Here is a 15,474-nt window from a genome sequence, read left to right on the forward strand (position 1 = left end):
TTGAAATTTTTTATTTATAATACTTCGAGTAATTCTACTTCAAAAATGAGTGTGCTGTGAGGAGGAATCATTTCTCCGGCACCTCTTGCGCCATAAGCGAGTTCTGACGGAATATACAGTTTCCATTTGGAACCTTCCGGCATCAGCTGCAAAGCTTCCACCCATCCCGGGATTACTTGGTTGACACCGAATACAGCCGGTTCTCCGCGTTGGATAGAGCTGTCGAACAGTGTACCGTCGATCAATGTACCTTCATAGTGGCATCTTACCTGATCGGTAGCTTTCGGCTTTTTACCTGTACCTTCTTTGATGATTTCATATTGTAGTCCGCTGGGAAGGACAACTACGCCCGGTCCTTTTTTGTTTTCTTCGAGGAATGCCTGTCCCTGCTCAATAGCAACGGCACTCATCTTAGATTCCAATTCTTCGAAATATTTGTTCACTATTTCGCGGGCTTCATTGTGGCTGATAGCCGTCTGATTACCTTCTAATACATCTTTGATTGCTTGTGCGAAATCATCTACCGCAAGGTTTTCGATTCCCATGCTTGATAAGTTTTGACCAATTCCGAGGCCAATAGAGTAACTGAATTTATCCATATAATGTTTTTTGTTGGCGATTGAAATGTATCACCTTCATGGTTTTAGCTTTCAATCAATTGCAAATTTATGAAACGCAAAAGTACGTGTTTTATTTGAATGATTTAGCATTTGCTATTTAAAAATTCTTATATCTGTGAAAGTTAATCGCTTTTCTTTAAAGAATTAGTTTTTTGTTCGTAGGATTTAATCGGCTTATTCTGATTATTTAGGTTTGTTTATGCAGATAATTAATCGTCTGACTATAGTTTACTTTTCGTCTAACTATAGTCAGACGAAAGAATAACTATAGTCAGATGTAAATATAACTATAGTCAGACGAATAAATCTTAGTATGTCTGACACTAACTATCTGTATCTTTCATCTTAAAGTTTCGTATATATCAGGTTAGATTAAGCGTAAGAAAGTCTTCTTTTATTCGATGATTCTGATTACATTTGTGTGGCTATTAAAAAAGAAGGAGGAATAGTAATGAAAAATCTGGTAGTTTTGACGGGTGCCGGTATGAGTGCCGAGAGTGGGATCAGTACATTTCGGGATGCGGGCGGTTTGTGGGATAAATATCCTGTGGAGCAGGTGGCTACTCCTGAAGGTTATCAGCGGGACCCGGCTCTGGTGATTAATTTCTATAATGAACGCCGGAAACAGTTGTTGGAGGTGAAACCGAACCGTGGACATGAGTTGTTGGCGGAACTGGAGAAAAGTTTCCATGTAACGGTGGTGACGCAGAATGTAGATAATCTGCATGAACGCGCCGGAAGCAGCCACATTATTCATCTGCATGGCGAACTGACAAAAGTATGTTCTAGTAGAGATCCATATAATCCTCAATTTATAAAAGAGCTGAAACCGGAAGAATATGAAGTGAAGATGGGAGACAAGGCCGGTGACGGCACTCAATTACGACCTTTCATTGTATGGTTTGGAGAAGCTGTGCCGGAAATTGAAACAGCTATCCGCTATGTGGAGAAAGCGGATATTTTCGTCATTATCGGTACATCGCTTAATGTATATCCTGCGGCGGGGCTGCTTCATTATGTACCGAGAGGAGCAGAGGTGTATCTGATTGATCCGAAACCGGTAGATACGCATACTTCCCGTTCGATACATGTAATTCAGAAGGGGGCTTCTGAAGGAATGGGTGAATTGAAACAATTGTTGGGAGTTTGAGACTTCTTTCCCTCCGTTTTATTCCAGTTCGCTGGCAAAAATATGATTATTCCGGAGTATTTCTGATATTTCGAGTGCAGTGATACCACTGCACTCGATTCTTAATATTTTCTCCCAGTCCTCAAAGTCCACATTCCATTTGTCTATTTGAGGGAACTCTGCCAAAAGTTTTCCTATGCGTTTGATGTCACATCTTTTGGTGATAGAAGTTCGAAAAATCAGAATCTTATTTTCTTTTTCCATATTCTTTAGCGTTTTATTTTAGTGAGCGGAACTCCCGGATCGTCATACTGAAATGCAGCCTGAAATTGCGACTTAACAGCGAAAGGCTGCTAAAGCCGCAAAGGGCGGCAATTTCGGTGGCGGAAAGTTCCTTGTTTTGTTTTAATAATAGGGCTGCTTTTTCAATCCGGGTGCGTTTGATATAATCCGTAGGCGTTTCGCCGGTCAGGATTGTAAATACGCGGTGGAAGTGGAAAGGAGAAAAGCATGCGATACCCGCCATTTTCTGTAATGATAACGGCTGGTCAATGTTTTGATGGATATAGTCGGTCACTTTGTTGATCCGTAACTGATATTCTTCCTTATTTATATCTTTCGTTTCCATATCTTCTGCAAAATAAAGGATAATAAATGCCGGAGAGTTATCCTATCTTGCTAACTTCTCCGGCAGATAGTCAATTATCTTTTTTGTCCTATATAGAATACATAGCCGTAGTATTCCTTATACTTATTATATAGGCTCTCTTCGTGTCGTTGACCGGCGATAAGGTCTGCGGCAGCTTCATTTCCTGCATATTCTTTCAGAAAGGCTTCCTGAACCGGGAATTGGGGAGCATAGAAATGCTCGGTCCAGCAATTTTCCGGTAAGATGAAATGGGCTGTCGGGATATATCCGGCTTTCTCCATTTGTGCTATTTTTCTCGGAATCGTATCGATTTCCGGGTAATTAGCCATCCAGAAGTCGTCTATTTCGGAGGGGCGTTCCGGGGTGAACCAGGATGCTTCCGTTACAGCGATGAATCCGTTCTTTTTCAGGAACTTGTTCCATTCATTCATGCCGCGTTCGAATCCTATATTATAGATAGCTCCTTCGGACCAGATCAGATCGAGTTCTTCCTCTTGAAACGGCAAAGCGTCCATAGAACCGACAATGCCTTTTACTCTGTCTTCGCAATGGGCTTCTATTGCATTTCTGTTGAATATTTCGATGAAGTCGGGGAAAAGATCGATGCCTGTAATTTGCCCTTTCGTATAGTTGGCTAATGCCATTGTCTGCCCGCCTGTGCCACAGCCTATATCGGCTATTCTAGCTTCGTCAGACAGTTCGTTGGTGAAACTTAGAGCTTTTTGTGTGACTTCAGGGCTTCCCGGACCTTGACGTTTTAGTCCTTTGAAGTAATTACATATCAGTGTAAAATCGAATTCGTGGATTGTTTTTAATTCGTTACTCATTGTTTTTTAATGTTTTAGCTGTACGGTAAATGAAGGCATGTGACGATGCTTGTGACCATTTGACCATACAAATAGTTTAAAATTTAGATATAGAAAATAACTCTGACAAGAATATGTCAGAAAACATAAGGGATAATCTGTAATGAGAGGAAGGCTTACAGATTATTTACAGAACGGAATCCTTATGGAATGAAAATGAGTTAAACATCCAATTTTTCTTTTAGTTTGTGACAAAGATAGGATTTTAGGTGTAAAACTCAATGATAACTTTGATGAAAAAATACTGTAAACCTGCATTTTAGCAAGAATCGTCAAATAGAGACCCGTTTGTCTGTCCGGTTGTATGGATGAGATTGACTGCCCAAATTGATTGAAACTACCTATTTTTGAATTACATTTGCAGGATATTAGATACAAATCTCTCATTTAATGTATAATACCGATGAAAAGCAAATTATTACTCGCATGTACCATTCTGTTTTTCTGTTCCTCTTTTCTGTGCGGACAGAATCAAACATCTAAAGTTGCAAACTCTGCTGAAACGAATAATGGAGCTGTCCGGCATCCGTGGCAAGGAAAAAGAGTGGGGTATTTGGGAGACTCTATTACAGATCCCAACTGCTATGGTGACAAAATAAAGAAATACTGGGATTTCCTGCAGGAATGGCTGGGGATTACTCCTTATGTATATGGTATCAGCGGCAGACAATGGAATGATGTGCCCCGTCAGGCCGAGAAACTGAAGCAGGAACACGGTGGAGAAGTGGATGCTATCTTGATTCTGATGGGTACGAATGATTTTAATGACGGTGTGCCTATCGGAGAGTGGTTTACGGAAACAGAAGAACAGGTGATGGCAGCCCGCGGACAGGTCAAAAGGCTGGAAACCCGCAAGAAACGTACGCCTATAATGGATGGAAACACGTATAAAGGACGTATCAACATCGGAATCAACAGGCTGAAACAACTGTTTCCGGATAAGCAGATTGTACTATTAACCCCGTTGCACCGCTCACTGGCGGATTTTGGAGAGAAGAACGTGCAACCGGATGAAAACTATCAGAATAGTTGTGGTGAATATGTGGATGCCTACGTGCAGGCCGTCAAGGAAGCCGGTAATGTGTGGGGAGTGCCCGTAATTGATTTTAATGCGGTAACCGGGCTGAACCCGATGGTGGAAGAACAACTGATTTACTTCTACGACGCAGGATATGACCGTTTACATCCTAGTACAAAAGGGCAGATACGTATGGCACGTACGCTGATGTACCAGTTGCTTGCGCTGCCTGCAACATTTTAAAGAGAACCAGCTTTACCGGTGAATCACCGCACGGATCACAAACCATATATGATGTGCTACGGTGCCGATCAGCCCGTAGTGCTTCGCCATGATGCGAAATCTCTCTTTCAGGGAGGCTTTCTGATTGCGGGTAGTCATTCCTTCATCCAGATAATCGATAATCGTCAGATGGGTATTGTGTAAGGTGCGCGCTTTCTTCATAATACGGATGCACCAGTCGAAATCGGCAGAAAAACGATATTTCAAGTTGTAGGGCTCTACCAGCGTATGACGGGGAAAGAATGCCTGATGGCAGACTAACATACCCTGTTTGAAACTTTTCCAGGTGAGCGTTTCGGGGGCGGACAATCTGCGCATCCGCAGGAAATGCCTGTCCTGGTCTACGATAGCGGTTTCTCCGTAAAGCACATCGGGCAGTTCGCTGCCGTTGATGGTATGCACCATTTGTTGTAGTGTGTCGTCCTCGTGAAAACAGTCGCCCGCGTTCAGGAAACAGAGATAATCGCCGCTGGCAAGGGCGATGCCCTTATTCATAGCGTCATACAGTCCTTTGTCCGGTTCGCTGACAACGGTGTGTATGTGCGGGCGGTAGCGGTTGATAATAGAAATGGTTCCATCCTTGGAAGCTCCATCTACGATGATGTATTCTATGTGATGATAGGTCTGTGAAATGACACTCTGAATCGTGTCTTCCAATACCTTTTCAGCATTGTACGTCACCGTAATGATAGAGAACTTGGGAGTAGGATGGACACTATGCATATTTCCCTGTTATTTTATTGTAGACATCTGTATATTTCTTTGCGACGATGCTCTCCGAATAATTGCCCAAGACCTTGCGGCAGGCTTGTGCGGAGAGTTCATCGTATTCCGGTTCCGTCAATATCCAATGTATGCCGTTGGCAAAATCTTCTGGAGATTTGTATTGTGCCACATAACCGTTGTGCAGATGATCGATCATTTCGGGGATACCTCCTACGTTAAAGCCGACACAGGGTACTCCGCAGGCCATTGCTTCCATAATCATGTTAGGAAGATTCTCTTCCAGAGACGGGATGGCGAAGAGGTCTACGGCATTGTAGATATTTACTATCTCATGCTCATTCTTGATGTAAGGGAGCGAGTAGACATGGAAAGGAAGCTGCTCCTGCAATTGTTGTGACTGGTTGCCGAATACGACTACCCCCAGTGACTCTTTCCATTCCGGATGCTTTTCTGCTAGCAGTTTGCAGGCTTCAATGAGATAGTCGACTCCTTTCCGTTTGTCGGTGATCTTTAATGAGCCGAACAGAACCAGTTTCTTACCTTCCGGCAACATGAACTTGGCACGTGCTTCTTTTTTGTTCATGGGTTTGAACAGGTTGGTATTAATAGCGTTCGGAATATTGGTGACGCTTTTCCCTTCAAACAATGCGCTGGTCTGTGCTTGTTCCTTCAGCCAGTGACTGCACGTGACGAAATGAATGGGAGCGTAGCTATATAACTTTTGTTTCTTGCGGAAAGTGCGGTAAGATAAATCTTTCCGGCCGCCGCCTTTGTAGATGTAAGGGCAGTCGTGACACTCCTGCTGATAGTTCTTACATTCCCGTGCGTAGTGGCAGATACCGGTACATGGCCACATATCGTGCATGGTCCATACCACAGGTTTGCCGGAAGTGAGTATTTTCCGTATATCTTTCAGCGAGAGCATTCCCTGGTTGACCCAATGTAAATGGATCACGTCGGCCTGGCGAAATTCCGGGAGTGAGGTGATGTCTGTACCTGTGTTGGCTATGTCAACGTCGAACAGATGGTATCGGCGGAAACGATTGGCACTCCAGATAACGATCCGTTCCCACATGAACTTCCATACTTGCAACCAGTTACTTTTTAAGCGGACCACACTGATTTGGTCGGTCTGCTTGTCACGCACCAGCATTTTGGCTTTGATACCGTTGTTTTTCAGTGACTCCATCAACCGGCTTGCTGCAATGGCCGCTCCTCCTATTCGTTCAGATGTATTTATTATCAGGACTCTCATGGGCAAAAGTTTATGCAAATGTACGGTTTTTAGAGGAAATGTTTGATATTTCCAACAAGCTTTCTGCTATTTCGCGCGAAAAGATTTCGAGGTTGAAGCGTTCTTCTGCCAGTTTGCGTGCATTTTCTCCCATGCGTCGTGCCTCTTCGGGATGGTCGGCGATGTAGCGGATAGCGTCTATCCAGCCTTGTACATCGTTATATTCTACGGTAATGCCGATTTCTTCCTTGTCGATGTCGATTTCGAAGTTGGGGTTGCGCGAGCAGATGACGGGGATGCCGAGGGCGAATGCTTCCACAAGAGTGGTCAGTCCTACGGTGTAGGGGAAGTCCAGGCAGCAGATGACGATGCAGCTTTTGCGGGCTACCAGTTTTCCCAGTTCATAGGGAATCACTCCGTCGGTATAGTGGATACGGATGGAGTCGGGCACTGAATAGCGGTCGAGTATCTTTTTATAGTTGATGTTGCCGCATGAGACGGCAATGTACAGATCCAATTCCTCGTTGGTTGCGGAGAATGACTGGAGCAGGGTGTCCACGTCCCGGTTCTCTTTGCCGGTGGAGATAAATCCTTCGGGCTTCCGGTCGGGCATTTCTGCCAGCAGATGGTCGTAGAAAGGAAGGTCCGGGCCCCAATGTATCAGTTTCAGTTTGTGGGACGGAGCTTTCCGGGTTTTCTGCGAGTCCTGAATCAGCTTCCGGCTGAATAGGAACATTTGGTCGATACCTTTGTAAAAAAGGCGGGAGATTTGTTCGCGCCAGGGTTTGGGGTTGGTGACGACGGCCGTGTGATGCCAGATGACGATGGGCTTGCGGTACAGTCCCAGTGCACGGAGGAAGATGACGGGTTCTATCCCCCGGAAAGAGGTGGCATAGAGCACGTCGTATTTTTCCTTGCAGCAGAGAATCTCTTTGGTGGCGTAAAACATGAGTTTCAGGCGGCCGGAGAAGTATTTGCATTTGTGCATCACGGAGCGTATTCCGTAATTTTCCAGCAGAGGAAGTCCGTATAAAATATGTCCGGGGAATTTATATTCTTTCCATTCCTCGTAACTTTCCCGTGTGAGGCGGGTATGGTAAAAATAAATAGTAAGCAACGTATTTAGTGGTGCTTGTTTCTTTTCAGCCATTTGTTTATTCGGTTTTTGACAGCTTTCGTAATGATAGAAAAATTACCGTATTTCAGGTTGAGGAACAGCTCTTCGAACGAACGTCCTATCTTGATCCATGGATGATCCCAGCCCATGATGCGGTAAACCCTCTCTTTGTAGGCTACGTTTTCAATAACGTAGCGGGGATGTTTCAGTGGAAAGTCCACTTCATAGCGCTTCATCGTGAAGATGCGGCGATAGCCCTTGGGCAGGGTGTGGACCGAGCCTGCAAAATGGGTGGAATCTGCCGTTGCTCCCAAGTTGTTAATCATGTTGCGGGTAGGCACGATGCTTAGTCCGGAGTTGAACAGGATAGAGGCGTGGAAGATAGTTTCATAAAAGGCTTTCTGTTGTTCTCGGTGCCGCTGGCACATATAGATAAAGTCGCTCCGGTATTTGCGCTCCTTGATGAGTTGCTCCAGTTGTTGCATATTGAAGGAGTCGTCCAGGAAACTGTAAAACTCGTCCCATTGGTCGACTACCCGTTTCCAGCTCGCCCATCCCCAAATGGAAAAGGTGGTGGTGAAGAAATAGTCGGATGGCATATCTTTGGTGATTTCTTCGGGGTTGAATCCGGCAATCATGCTGATGCGGGTGTCATGTTCGTATTTATCCAGCATCTCCTTGCAGAATTGGAAAAAGGTGACGGAGGGCACATCGTCGTCTTCCAATACGATGCATTTGTCGACTTTGGAGAAGGCCCATTTCTGCGAAATGTATTCTGAAGGGTCACAGCCGAAATTCTTTTCCTGATAAAGGCGTTCTACTTCACATTCCCAGTCTATCTGTGATACGATTTCACGGCAGGCTTCTATTCCGGGCAAATCGCGCTCGTTTCGTGCTCCGTCCTGATAGAGGAAGAGCCGGGACGGACGTGCTTTCTTCACTTGCTCGAACACTTGCGACAACTGTTGCGGGCGGTTGAAGAACAGGATAAGTACCGGGACGTCTACTAAAGCGGATTTCATATTCATAGTTCTTGTTTTGGGGTTGTACTGAATGACAGGGCGGCAGGATAGTGGTTATTCACTTTTTCCTGTTCTTCCTTGGTAAATCGATGCAAGGTCGGGTAGTTGTATCGCAAGAACCCTTCCAGGTCATCGGGAGCGGTCACGGTGAGGGGACCGAATTTCACCGGTTGCAGGTGGCGGATACTCTCTACGGTCACGTGGTCGGCGGTTGCCATGACGTTGTTGTAGTAGCGGGTATTTCGTGAGTTGAAACAGCTTTGCACGGATACCAGCATCCGGTAAATTGCTTTTTTAGAGAAAAGAGAGTCGACTATTCTGTTCAGGAGACAGGAGAAGGCTCCCCGGTTTGTAGGGTTCTCTATTTCACATTTGCCGAAGTGTTTCCACATCCATATTTCTTTTCCCATCAGGCAGCATTTGAGGAAGCCGAGTATGCCGGATTGCATTTGCCGCAACAGTTTGTTGTCGGGAATCCTGTCGAACGGGAAGATATCTACAAAGATGCCCGGATGCATCGGGATGTTCTTGAACATTTCTTCTACGAAAAGGGTGTTGTTTTTCTTAACCTTCGCGTAGTAATAAGGGGTGTGCGGGTCTGTTTCTATCCATGAAAGGAAGTAGGAAGGGCCCAGTTCTCCGGGTGCTACTTTTAAGAATTTGTTGTAATTCTCCCGCGTCATGCCGATGTCTATATCATCATCCCAGGGGAGAATTCCCTGATCGTAGAGTGCGCCGATGGCTGTGCCGCCTATCACAAAATAGGGAATATCGTGCTTCTGACACACCCGGATGGTTTCTCCCAATATGTCGTAAAGTTCGGCATGTAATAAATCAAGCTCTTCGGCTGTATATTTCTTGTTCATCGGAAATGGTTAATGCACGTTGTCTTGCAAATGTAGTAATTATATTGCTAAGTTACTATAACTTTAAGTTTCCTTGCATAAATTCGGTGGCCACTCGCCCGCGTCCCGGAATGGGGAGGACGGATGCCTGTGGGAAATCCTTGAGCAGACAGTCCGCCGGATTGATCTCCGGATAGAACTTCTTTAATAGGAACAGGCTGGGACCGGTGGTGATACTTCCTATAAAGACGGAAGCATCCATCAATAGCTGTATCGAACAGAGGAAACGTGCCATTTGTTTCTGTTTCAGTTCTTTGGTGGTCTGCGTGAAGGTGCTGTTGACGTATCCTTGCTCGTTGGGGCTGCAAAGGGTGTACCAGTGTATGTCCGGGGCAAGGGTTTGCACTTGCTCGAAGAGGCGGTAGTCGTCGGTCAATACAAAGACGTCGCGGATGGCTGTTTTTTCTTTGATGAGGCGTATGTAGTGTTCCGGTGGCAGCAGGTTGGTTTCGGTTATCTTGTCTCCTCCGCGTATTTGGCATCCTGCGTATTGAGGCGGAAGTTGCAGGGTGGCGGCAAATTGGCGACATTCCTGTGTGGTGTTGTCGTTGAGTTTCCAGGTGATTTCCGTCAGCTTTTGGAAGGTGTGGAGGTAGTCACCGTCTATTCCCAGTTCGGGGATATGGAAGTGCTGGTTGGGGTTGAACGTCACTTGGAAGTTGAGCAACACCGGTTTACCATACGTGAAGAAAGCAAGGGCTTTTCCGATGATGTTCTTGCAGGTTACTTTCAGTTTCCATTTCAGTAACTTCGCTTTAGATAGTTTTTTGTCTTTCATTAATGCTTGCCATGAAGGCAGGCGATGGGTGTTGTAGGTGTGGTGAAACGGTTCGTGCACTTGCTCGCAGAAAGGTGCGAAACAGTCTTCCCAGCCCTTTTTCCATCCGAAGTTGGCGTCGTCGGAGTAAAGCTTGAACTGTATTTTGTGTTGCAGGCAATAGAGCATTGCATGGAGCATATAGGTATATTCGGTAAAGAATCCGGCGTCTATACCTATGTGATAGATCATTGTCTTTTTGAAAGAACTGTTCAGAAGGCGGTATTTAGTGGCAAGATCATTAGGGTTCATGTGGCTTCTTTTTGATGAAATACTGGATGCTTTCTTTAAAGGTGACCGAACGACTGCCCCACATGGCGGCTATGTAGAGTGCTGCTGCGAGCACTATCTTGCTTGCCAGGCGGAGATAAATATTCTCGATGGAACGGGTGGAATAATAGGTGATTACCATCACCGTAGCGGCAATGACAGCGTATGGAAGTATGTCTATCAGTGCATGGCGCAGCTTTAGTCCGATTTCCTGCCATACGAAGTAGTGCCACGTCAGTAGCCACAGTATATTGGTGGATACATAGACGGCGAGCATGGCATAGATCCCGTGTGAATGGACTAACAGAACGCCTGACAGTAGAATAATGCCGAGCACTATGGTGTTCCACATATAGATGCGGGATTTTCCTTTGCTGATGATGAGTTGCTGATAGAGGTATGCGATGGGAGTGAAGGCTCCGCTGATACACAGAATCTGCATGATGGATATGCTGGAATACCACTTGTCGGTGATGGTGATGGTAATCAGTTCTTCTGATACGATTCCCAGTCCGAGCATGGCGGGAAACGAGACAAAGGCGGTGAAACGCAGCATTTTGCGGAATACCCGTTTTTGCCGTTCAAGGTCGTCCGACACTTTGGTGAGTACCGGTTGCGCCACTCCGTTTATCATGCCGGATATAAAGAGCTGTCCCATACCGCACCATTTATTGGCCTGGTTGTAATATCCTACTTCCTTTTCGGTGTAGAACTTACCCAGTATCACAGAGAACAGGTTGTTGTTGATGTGATTGAATACATTGGTTACCAATAGCTTTCCGCTGAATCCGAACATTTCCTTAATCGGGGTGAAATTGAATTGCAAGCTCGGTCGCCAACGGGTAAAATGCCAGTAACAGGCTGTGTTGACGGCTACATAAACGATGCTTTGCGTGGCAATACCCCAGTAAGAGAAACCGAAGTAGGCAAGAGTGACTCCGGTGATTCCGGATACGGTAAGTCCGATAACGGAGGACAGGGCCCGCTGTTTCACCATCAGGTTTCGCAGAAGATAGGCACTGTGGGATATTCCCAGGCTGGCTATGAAGAATCCGATGAAGGAATAACGTGCCAGCGGTGTCAGTTCGGGAGTATGGTAAAAATCGGCAATGAGCGGTGCGCACAGGAATAACAGCAGATACAAGGATAAGCTGATGGCTGCATTGAACCAGAAGACAGCATTGTAATCGTTATGTGTCACTTCCTTCTTGTTGACAAGGGCGGCTGTGAAACCGCTCTCCTGTATCGAACTGGCAATGAGGGAGAAGATAGCCAACATTCCCACCATTCCATAGTCTGCCGGAGTGAGCAACCGTGCGAGGAATATTCCGAAAAGCAGGTTTAACAACTGCTGTATGCCGTTGCTGAATCCTCCCCAAAATAGTCCTTTGGCTGTCTTTTCTTTTAGTGACTGATTCTCGCTCATGTTATTTGCAAAGAATACATGAAAAGGCTATGCGCAATGATAGCTTTTCATGTATTCCCTATTTAAGTTTTATTATTTTACTTCGCTACCCGGCTTCACCTCACGTCCCGGCATGATAACTGCCAGACTGCCGTCGTTGTTTTCGGCACTTAGAATCATGCCTTCGCTGACGATGCCTTTCAGTTTGCGTGGAGCAAGGTTGGCGATGAAGCAAACCTGTTTGCCTACCAGTTCTTCCGGTTGATAATGCTTGGCAATACCCGATACGATAGTACGTGTTTCCAGTCCGTCGTCGATTTTGAATTGAAGCAATTTATCCGCTTTCGGCACTTTCTGACATTCAAGAATGGTACCTACACGGATATCCAGTTTCGTGAAGTCGTCGAATTCGATGTTCGGGCGGATAGGATTAGCCTTGTAGTTGGCTTCTTCGTTTGCTTTCTTTGTATCGAGCAATTTTTGTACTTGTGCTTCGATAGTAGCGTCCTCAATCTTTTCGAACAATAATTCCGGTTTGTTCAATTGGTGACCTACAGGCAGAAGGTTGTCACGTCCCAGTTCAGACCATTCGAAAGTATTCATGTTCAGCATTTTGCGGAGTTTTTCCGAGCTGAACGGCAGGAACGGATCGAAAGCGATGGCAAGGTTGGCAACCAGTTGCAGGGAGATGTTGAGGATGGTACCTACACGCTCCATATCTGTTTTTGCCAGTTTCCACGGTTCAGTGTCGGCCAGGTATTTGTTGCCGATACGTGCCAAGTTCATGGCTTCTTTCTGTGCGTCGCGGAATTTGAATACGTCGAGCAGTTTTTCCACTTCTGCTTTTACGTCTGCAAATTCTTTCAGCGTTTCCTTGTCGTAGTCGGTCAGTTCACCTTGTGCAGGTACGCGCCCGTCGAAGTATTTTTGAGTCAATACCATTGCACGGTTCACGAAGTTACCGTATACGGCTACCAGTTCGTTATTATTGCGTGCCTGGAAGTCTTTCCAGGTGAAGTCGTTGTCTTTCGTTTCCGGTGCGTTGGCGGTCAGTACGTAGCGGAGTACGTCCTGTTTGCCGGGGAAGTCCGCCAGGTATTCGTGCAACCATACAGCCCAGTTGCGGGAAGTGGAGATTTTGTCTCCTTCGAGATTGAGGAATTCGTTGCTCGGCACGTTGTCCGGCAGGATATAGCTGCCTTCTGCTTTCAGCATGGCGGGGAATACGATGCAGTGGAACACGATGTTGTCTTTCCCGATGAAATGGATCAGGCGGGTTTCAGGATCTTTCCACCATGTTTCCCAACTGTCGGGGAGAAGTTCTTTGGTGTTGGATATGTAGCCGATAGGAGCGTCAAACCATACGTAGAGCACTTTTCCTTCTGCTCCTTCTACGGGAACAGGGATCCCCCAGTCGAGGTCACGGCTCACAGCACGTGGTTGCAGTCCCATGTCGAGCCAGCTTTTACATTGGCCGTATACGTTGGGACGCCATTCTTTGTGGTCTTCCAGAATCCATTTGCGCAGCCATGCTTCGTGCTTGTCGAGAGGAAGATACCAGTGTTTGGTTTCTTTCATCACCGGTTTGCTGCCGCTGATAGCACTTTTCGGGTTGATAAGATCCGTAGGAGAAAGTGAGGTTCCGCATTTTTCGCATTGGTCGCCGTAAGCGCCTTCGGAATGGCAGTGGGGACATTCTCCAGTGATATAACGGTCGGCAAGGAATGTTTTTGCTTCCTCGTCGTAATATTGTTCAGACGTTTTCTCGATGAATTCGCCTTTATCGTATAATGTTTTGAAGAAATCCGAAGCCAATTGGTGATGCGTCGGTGAAGTGGTGCGGCTATACACGTCGAATGAGATACCGAATTCTTCGAATGATTTTTTTATCAGCGAATGATAACGGTCTACTACATCCTGCGGAGTAATTCCTTCTTTCTTGGCACGAATCGTGATAGGTACCCCGTGCTCGTCCGAACCTCCGATGAATAATACATCTTCTTTTTTCAGACGCAGATAACGCACATAAATGTCTGCCGGTACGTATACACCAGCCAAGTGACCGATATGGACAGGACCGTTCGCATACGGCAGTGCCGATGTGACGGTGGTTCTTTTGAATTTCTTTTCCATTATATAGTGTGATTTTTGTTGTTTTCAACTTTGTAATGTGCAAAGATAATGACTTTTCACCACAGATTACACGGATTAACACAGATTTTTCATTCTCATAGTCGTGGCTGTCTTGTAGTTGTGACTGCCTGTACGATATGTGGCAACTGCGCTTATACAACACATCCTGTGGAGGCTTTGAGGATTAATATAAAAAATCAGTGTTCCTTTGTGTCCTCTGCGTCCTCTGTGGTGAAACTTACATCATCATGTGTCTCCTGATGGAGAACTTCACAATCGCCATTGCGTTGATGGACGCGAATGGAATATCCATCGGCTCATGATGAGTATTATAGCTTACGAGCTTGAGATACCCTTCTTTCTCCGAACGGTTTACGTATTTTACTGCCAGATACTCGTCTCCGTCAATCATAAACGATACCAGGTATATTTCCCCATAAATGACATTATCGAAACTGCTGATTTCCTTGTATCCGATAATGTCTCCCGATTTCAATATAGGGTACATGCTGTCTCCGTTGACGTAGACCGCCCCGTCGCAGACGGATACATTGGGAATCAATATCTTCCCCAGTGCATACTGCTTTTTATTGGTGAACAATGTTTTCAGGTTCGCTGCTGCCGTAATGTCGTATAATGTCACGCTACGGTCGTCTATTGGTTCAGGTGTTTTCGGATTGTGTATAATCTCGACTTCTCCCTGCACCAGTTCGCTTTCGCAATGTCTCGGCTGATGTTTCGGATTTCCTTTTCCCAATAATAGCCAGTTGTAGTCTACCTTGTCCCCCAATTTGTCGAGCAACAAGCGGAAATCGATGCTGTTTCGTGCGCCCCAATTGGTGACTGTGGCTCTCGAAACTCCCAGATATTCAGCTAGTTCGCTGTCTCTTTTTAGGTTTAACGCCTGTTTGGCACGCTTGATGATACCTAATACATCCAAATTTGTATCCATTCTGTTTTTTTATTTAAAAGACTAATCCCGGATTTATAAATGGCAGCTATAAAATGGCTGACTAAAAAACGTGTTTACTATATGTTTATAATCAATGACTTGTAAAATAATTAAGATTAAAGATGAAAACTAATGTTTTATTTATGAAAAAATATTCTATCTTTGTCCCATTGATTAATAGAAAACGTTTCAAAAATATAAATTAAAAACGGATATGCCATGCAAAACTTCAAGAAAAACACCGAAACCTTGAAAATTTCTCATCCGCCGCCTGCGGAAAGCTTGCTGATACCTGTTAACAGCTATTCCCTCAAGTGTTAATAGCTATT

Annotated in this window: 15 protein-coding genes; 2 read left to right on the forward strand and 13 right to left on the reverse strand. The window is 45.4% G+C overall.

Annotation, left to right across the window (positions count from 1 at the left end):
- Positions 1 to 14: 14 nt before the first annotated feature.
- Positions 15 to 599, reverse strand: a complete 585-nt coding sequence (locus tag DW173_RS10595) for an FKBP-type peptidyl-prolyl cis-trans isomerase (RefSeq protein ID WP_008023341.1) — start codon at positions 597 to 599, stop codon at positions 15 to 17.
- A gap of 472 nt (positions 600 to 1,071) precedes the next feature.
- Between DW173_RS10595 and DW173_RS10600 the strand changes: the two genes are divergently transcribed.
- Entirely contained in the window at positions 1,072 to 1,770 is a 699-nt protein-coding gene (locus DW173_RS10600; RefSeq protein WP_008023339.1) for an SIR2 family NAD-dependent protein deacylase, read from the forward strand.
- An 18-nt stretch (positions 1,771 to 1,788) separates the two neighbouring features.
- On the opposite strand, the gene DW173_RS10605 is transcribed toward DW173_RS10600, so the two are convergent.
- The 3 genes from DW173_RS10605 to DW173_RS10615 all read right to left on the reverse strand — a co-directional run bounded on the left by DW173_RS10605 (position 1,789) and on the right by DW173_RS10615 (position 3,225).
- Positions 1,789 to 2,013, reverse strand: coding sequence for a hypothetical protein (locus DW173_RS10605; protein WP_015531822.1), 225 nt, complete (start codon positions 2,011 to 2,013; stop codon positions 1,789 to 1,791).
- Between the two features lie 13 nt (positions 2,014 to 2,026).
- A complete protein-coding gene (locus DW173_RS10610) occupies positions 2,027 to 2,377 on the reverse strand; it encodes a helix-turn-helix domain-containing protein (protein ID WP_004296599.1) in 351 nt (116 codons plus the stop codon).
- A gap of 74 nt (positions 2,378 to 2,451) precedes the next feature.
- A complete protein-coding gene (locus DW173_RS10615) occupies positions 2,452 to 3,225 on the reverse strand; it encodes a class I SAM-dependent methyltransferase (protein WP_117683915.1) in 774 nt (257 codons plus the stop codon).
- Positions 3,226 to 3,667: 442 nt separating this feature from the next.
- Here DW173_RS10615 and DW173_RS10620 point away from each other — a divergent pair, with 442 nt between their 5' ends.
- Positions 3,668 to 4,525: an SGNH/GDSL hydrolase family protein gene (locus tag DW173_RS10620; RefSeq protein WP_074908634.1), complete on the forward strand. Its 858-nt coding sequence runs from the start codon at positions 3,668 to 3,670 to the stop codon at positions 4,523 to 4,525.
- A gap of 12 nt (positions 4,526 to 4,537) precedes the next feature.
- Here DW173_RS10620 and DW173_RS10625 read toward each other — a convergent pair whose 3' ends face one another.
- From DW173_RS10625 to DW173_RS10665, 9 genes are all read right to left on the reverse strand, one after another.
- Positions 4,538 to 5,287: a glycosyltransferase family 2 protein gene (locus DW173_RS10625; RefSeq protein ID WP_009038874.1), complete on the reverse strand. Its 750-nt coding sequence runs from the start codon at positions 5,285 to 5,287 to the stop codon at positions 4,538 to 4,540.
- Positions 5,280 to 6,545, reverse strand: a complete 1,266-nt coding sequence (locus DW173_RS10630) for a glycosyltransferase family 4 protein (protein WP_120144422.1) — start codon at positions 6,543 to 6,545, stop codon at positions 5,280 to 5,282. Before DW173_RS10630 ends, DW173_RS10625 begins: the two co-directional genes overlap by 8 nt.
- 10 nt (positions 6,546 to 6,555) lie before the next feature.
- Complete coding sequence (locus DW173_RS10635; protein ID WP_120144423.1) at positions 6,556 to 7,674, reverse strand: glycosyltransferase family 4 protein; 1,119 nt, start codon at positions 7,672 to 7,674, stop codon at positions 6,556 to 6,558.
- On the reverse strand, positions 7,647 to 8,669 hold the full coding sequence (locus DW173_RS10640; protein WP_199722832.1) for a hemolysin activation protein: 1,023 nt from the start codon (positions 8,667 to 8,669) through the stop codon (positions 7,647 to 7,649). Before DW173_RS10640 ends, DW173_RS10635 begins: the two co-directional genes overlap by 28 nt.
- On the reverse strand, positions 8,666 to 9,529 hold the full coding sequence (locus DW173_RS10645) for a phosphorylcholine transferase LicD (RefSeq protein WP_049701374.1): 864 nt from the start codon (positions 9,527 to 9,529) through the stop codon (positions 8,666 to 8,668). The genes DW173_RS10640 and DW173_RS10645 overlap by 4 nt, the downstream gene beginning before the upstream one ends.
- 55 nt (positions 9,530 to 9,584) lie before the next feature.
- Complete coding sequence (locus DW173_RS10650; RefSeq protein WP_120144424.1) at positions 9,585 to 10,637, reverse strand: hypothetical protein; 1,053 nt, start codon at positions 10,635 to 10,637, stop codon at positions 9,585 to 9,587.
- A complete protein-coding gene (locus tag DW173_RS10655) occupies positions 10,627 to 12,081 on the reverse strand; it encodes a lipopolysaccharide biosynthesis protein (RefSeq protein ID WP_120144425.1) in 1,455 nt (484 codons plus the stop codon). Before DW173_RS10655 ends, DW173_RS10650 begins: the two co-directional genes overlap by 11 nt.
- Before the next feature lie 72 nt (positions 12,082 to 12,153).
- Positions 12,154 to 14,193: a methionine--tRNA ligase gene (metG, locus tag DW173_RS10660; RefSeq protein WP_120144426.1), complete on the reverse strand. Its 2,040-nt coding sequence runs from the start codon at positions 14,191 to 14,193 to the stop codon at positions 12,154 to 12,156.
- Positions 14,194 to 14,431: 238 nt separating this feature from the next.
- Positions 14,432 to 15,145 carry a S24 family peptidase gene (locus DW173_RS10665; RefSeq protein WP_120144427.1) on the reverse strand — a complete coding sequence of 238 codons (714 nt, stop codon included), beginning with the start codon at positions 15,143 to 15,145 and terminating at the stop codon, positions 14,432 to 14,434.
- Positions 15,146 to 15,474: the final 329 nt, after the last annotated feature.

It is taken from the genome of Bacteroides sp. AM16-13 (assembly GCF_003602705.1).
In the GTDB taxonomy this organism is placed as follows: Bacteria; Bacteroidota; Bacteroidia; order Bacteroidales; family Bacteroidaceae; genus Bacteroides; species Bacteroides xylanisolvens.

Excerpts from the sequence above, each read along its gene's own strand:
- DW173_RS10615 (WP_117683915.1), bottom strand. The coding sequence starts at position 3,225 with ATGAGTAACGAATTAAAAACAATCCACGAATTCGATTTTACACTGATA.
- DW173_RS10610 (WP_004296599.1), bottom strand. The coding sequence starts at position 2,377 with ATGGAAACGAAAGATATAAATAAGGAAGAATATCAGTTACGGATCAAC.
- DW173_RS10665 (WP_120144427.1), bottom strand. The coding sequence starts at position 15,145 with ATGGATACAAATTTGGATGTATTAGGTATCATCAAGCGTGCCAAACAG.
- DW173_RS10635 (WP_120144423.1), bottom strand. The coding sequence starts at position 7,674 with ATGGCTGAAAAGAAACAAGCACCACTAAATACGTTGCTTACTATTTAT.
- DW173_RS10620 (WP_074908634.1), top strand. The coding sequence starts at position 3,668 with ATGAAAAGCAAATTATTACTCGCATGTACCATTCTGTTTTTCTGTTCC.
- DW173_RS10605 (WP_015531822.1), bottom strand. The coding sequence starts at position 2,013 with ATGGAAAAAGAAAATAAGATTCTGATTTTTCGAACTTCTATCACCAAA.
- DW173_RS10630 (WP_120144422.1), bottom strand. The coding sequence starts at position 6,545 with ATGAGAGTCCTGATAATAAATACATCTGAACGAATAGGAGGAGCGGCC.
- DW173_RS10640 (WP_199722832.1), bottom strand. The coding sequence starts at position 8,669 with ATGAATATGAAATCCGCTTTAGTAGACGTCCCGGTACTTATCCTGTTC.
- DW173_RS10655 (WP_120144425.1), bottom strand. The coding sequence starts at position 12,081 with ATGAGCGAGAATCAGTCACTAAAAGAAAAGACAGCCAAAGGACTATTT.
- metG (WP_120144426.1), bottom strand. The coding sequence starts at position 14,193 with ATGGAAAAGAAATTCAAAAGAACCACCGTCACATCGGCACTGCCGTAT.
- DW173_RS10625 (WP_009038874.1), bottom strand. The coding sequence starts at position 5,287 with ATGCATAGTGTCCATCCTACTCCCAAGTTCTCTATCATTACGGTGACG.
- DW173_RS10600 (WP_008023339.1), top strand. The coding sequence starts at position 1,072 with ATGAAAAATCTGGTAGTTTTGACGGGTGCCGGTATGAGTGCCGAGAGT.
- DW173_RS10645 (WP_049701374.1), bottom strand. The coding sequence starts at position 9,529 with ATGAACAAGAAATATACAGCCGAAGAGCTTGATTTATTACATGCCGAA.
- DW173_RS10595 (WP_008023341.1), bottom strand. The coding sequence starts at position 599 with ATGGATAAATTCAGTTACTCTATTGGCCTCGGAATTGGTCAAAACTTA.
- DW173_RS10650 (WP_120144424.1), bottom strand. The coding sequence starts at position 10,637 with ATGAACCCTAATGATCTTGCCACTAAATACCGCCTTCTGAACAGTTCT.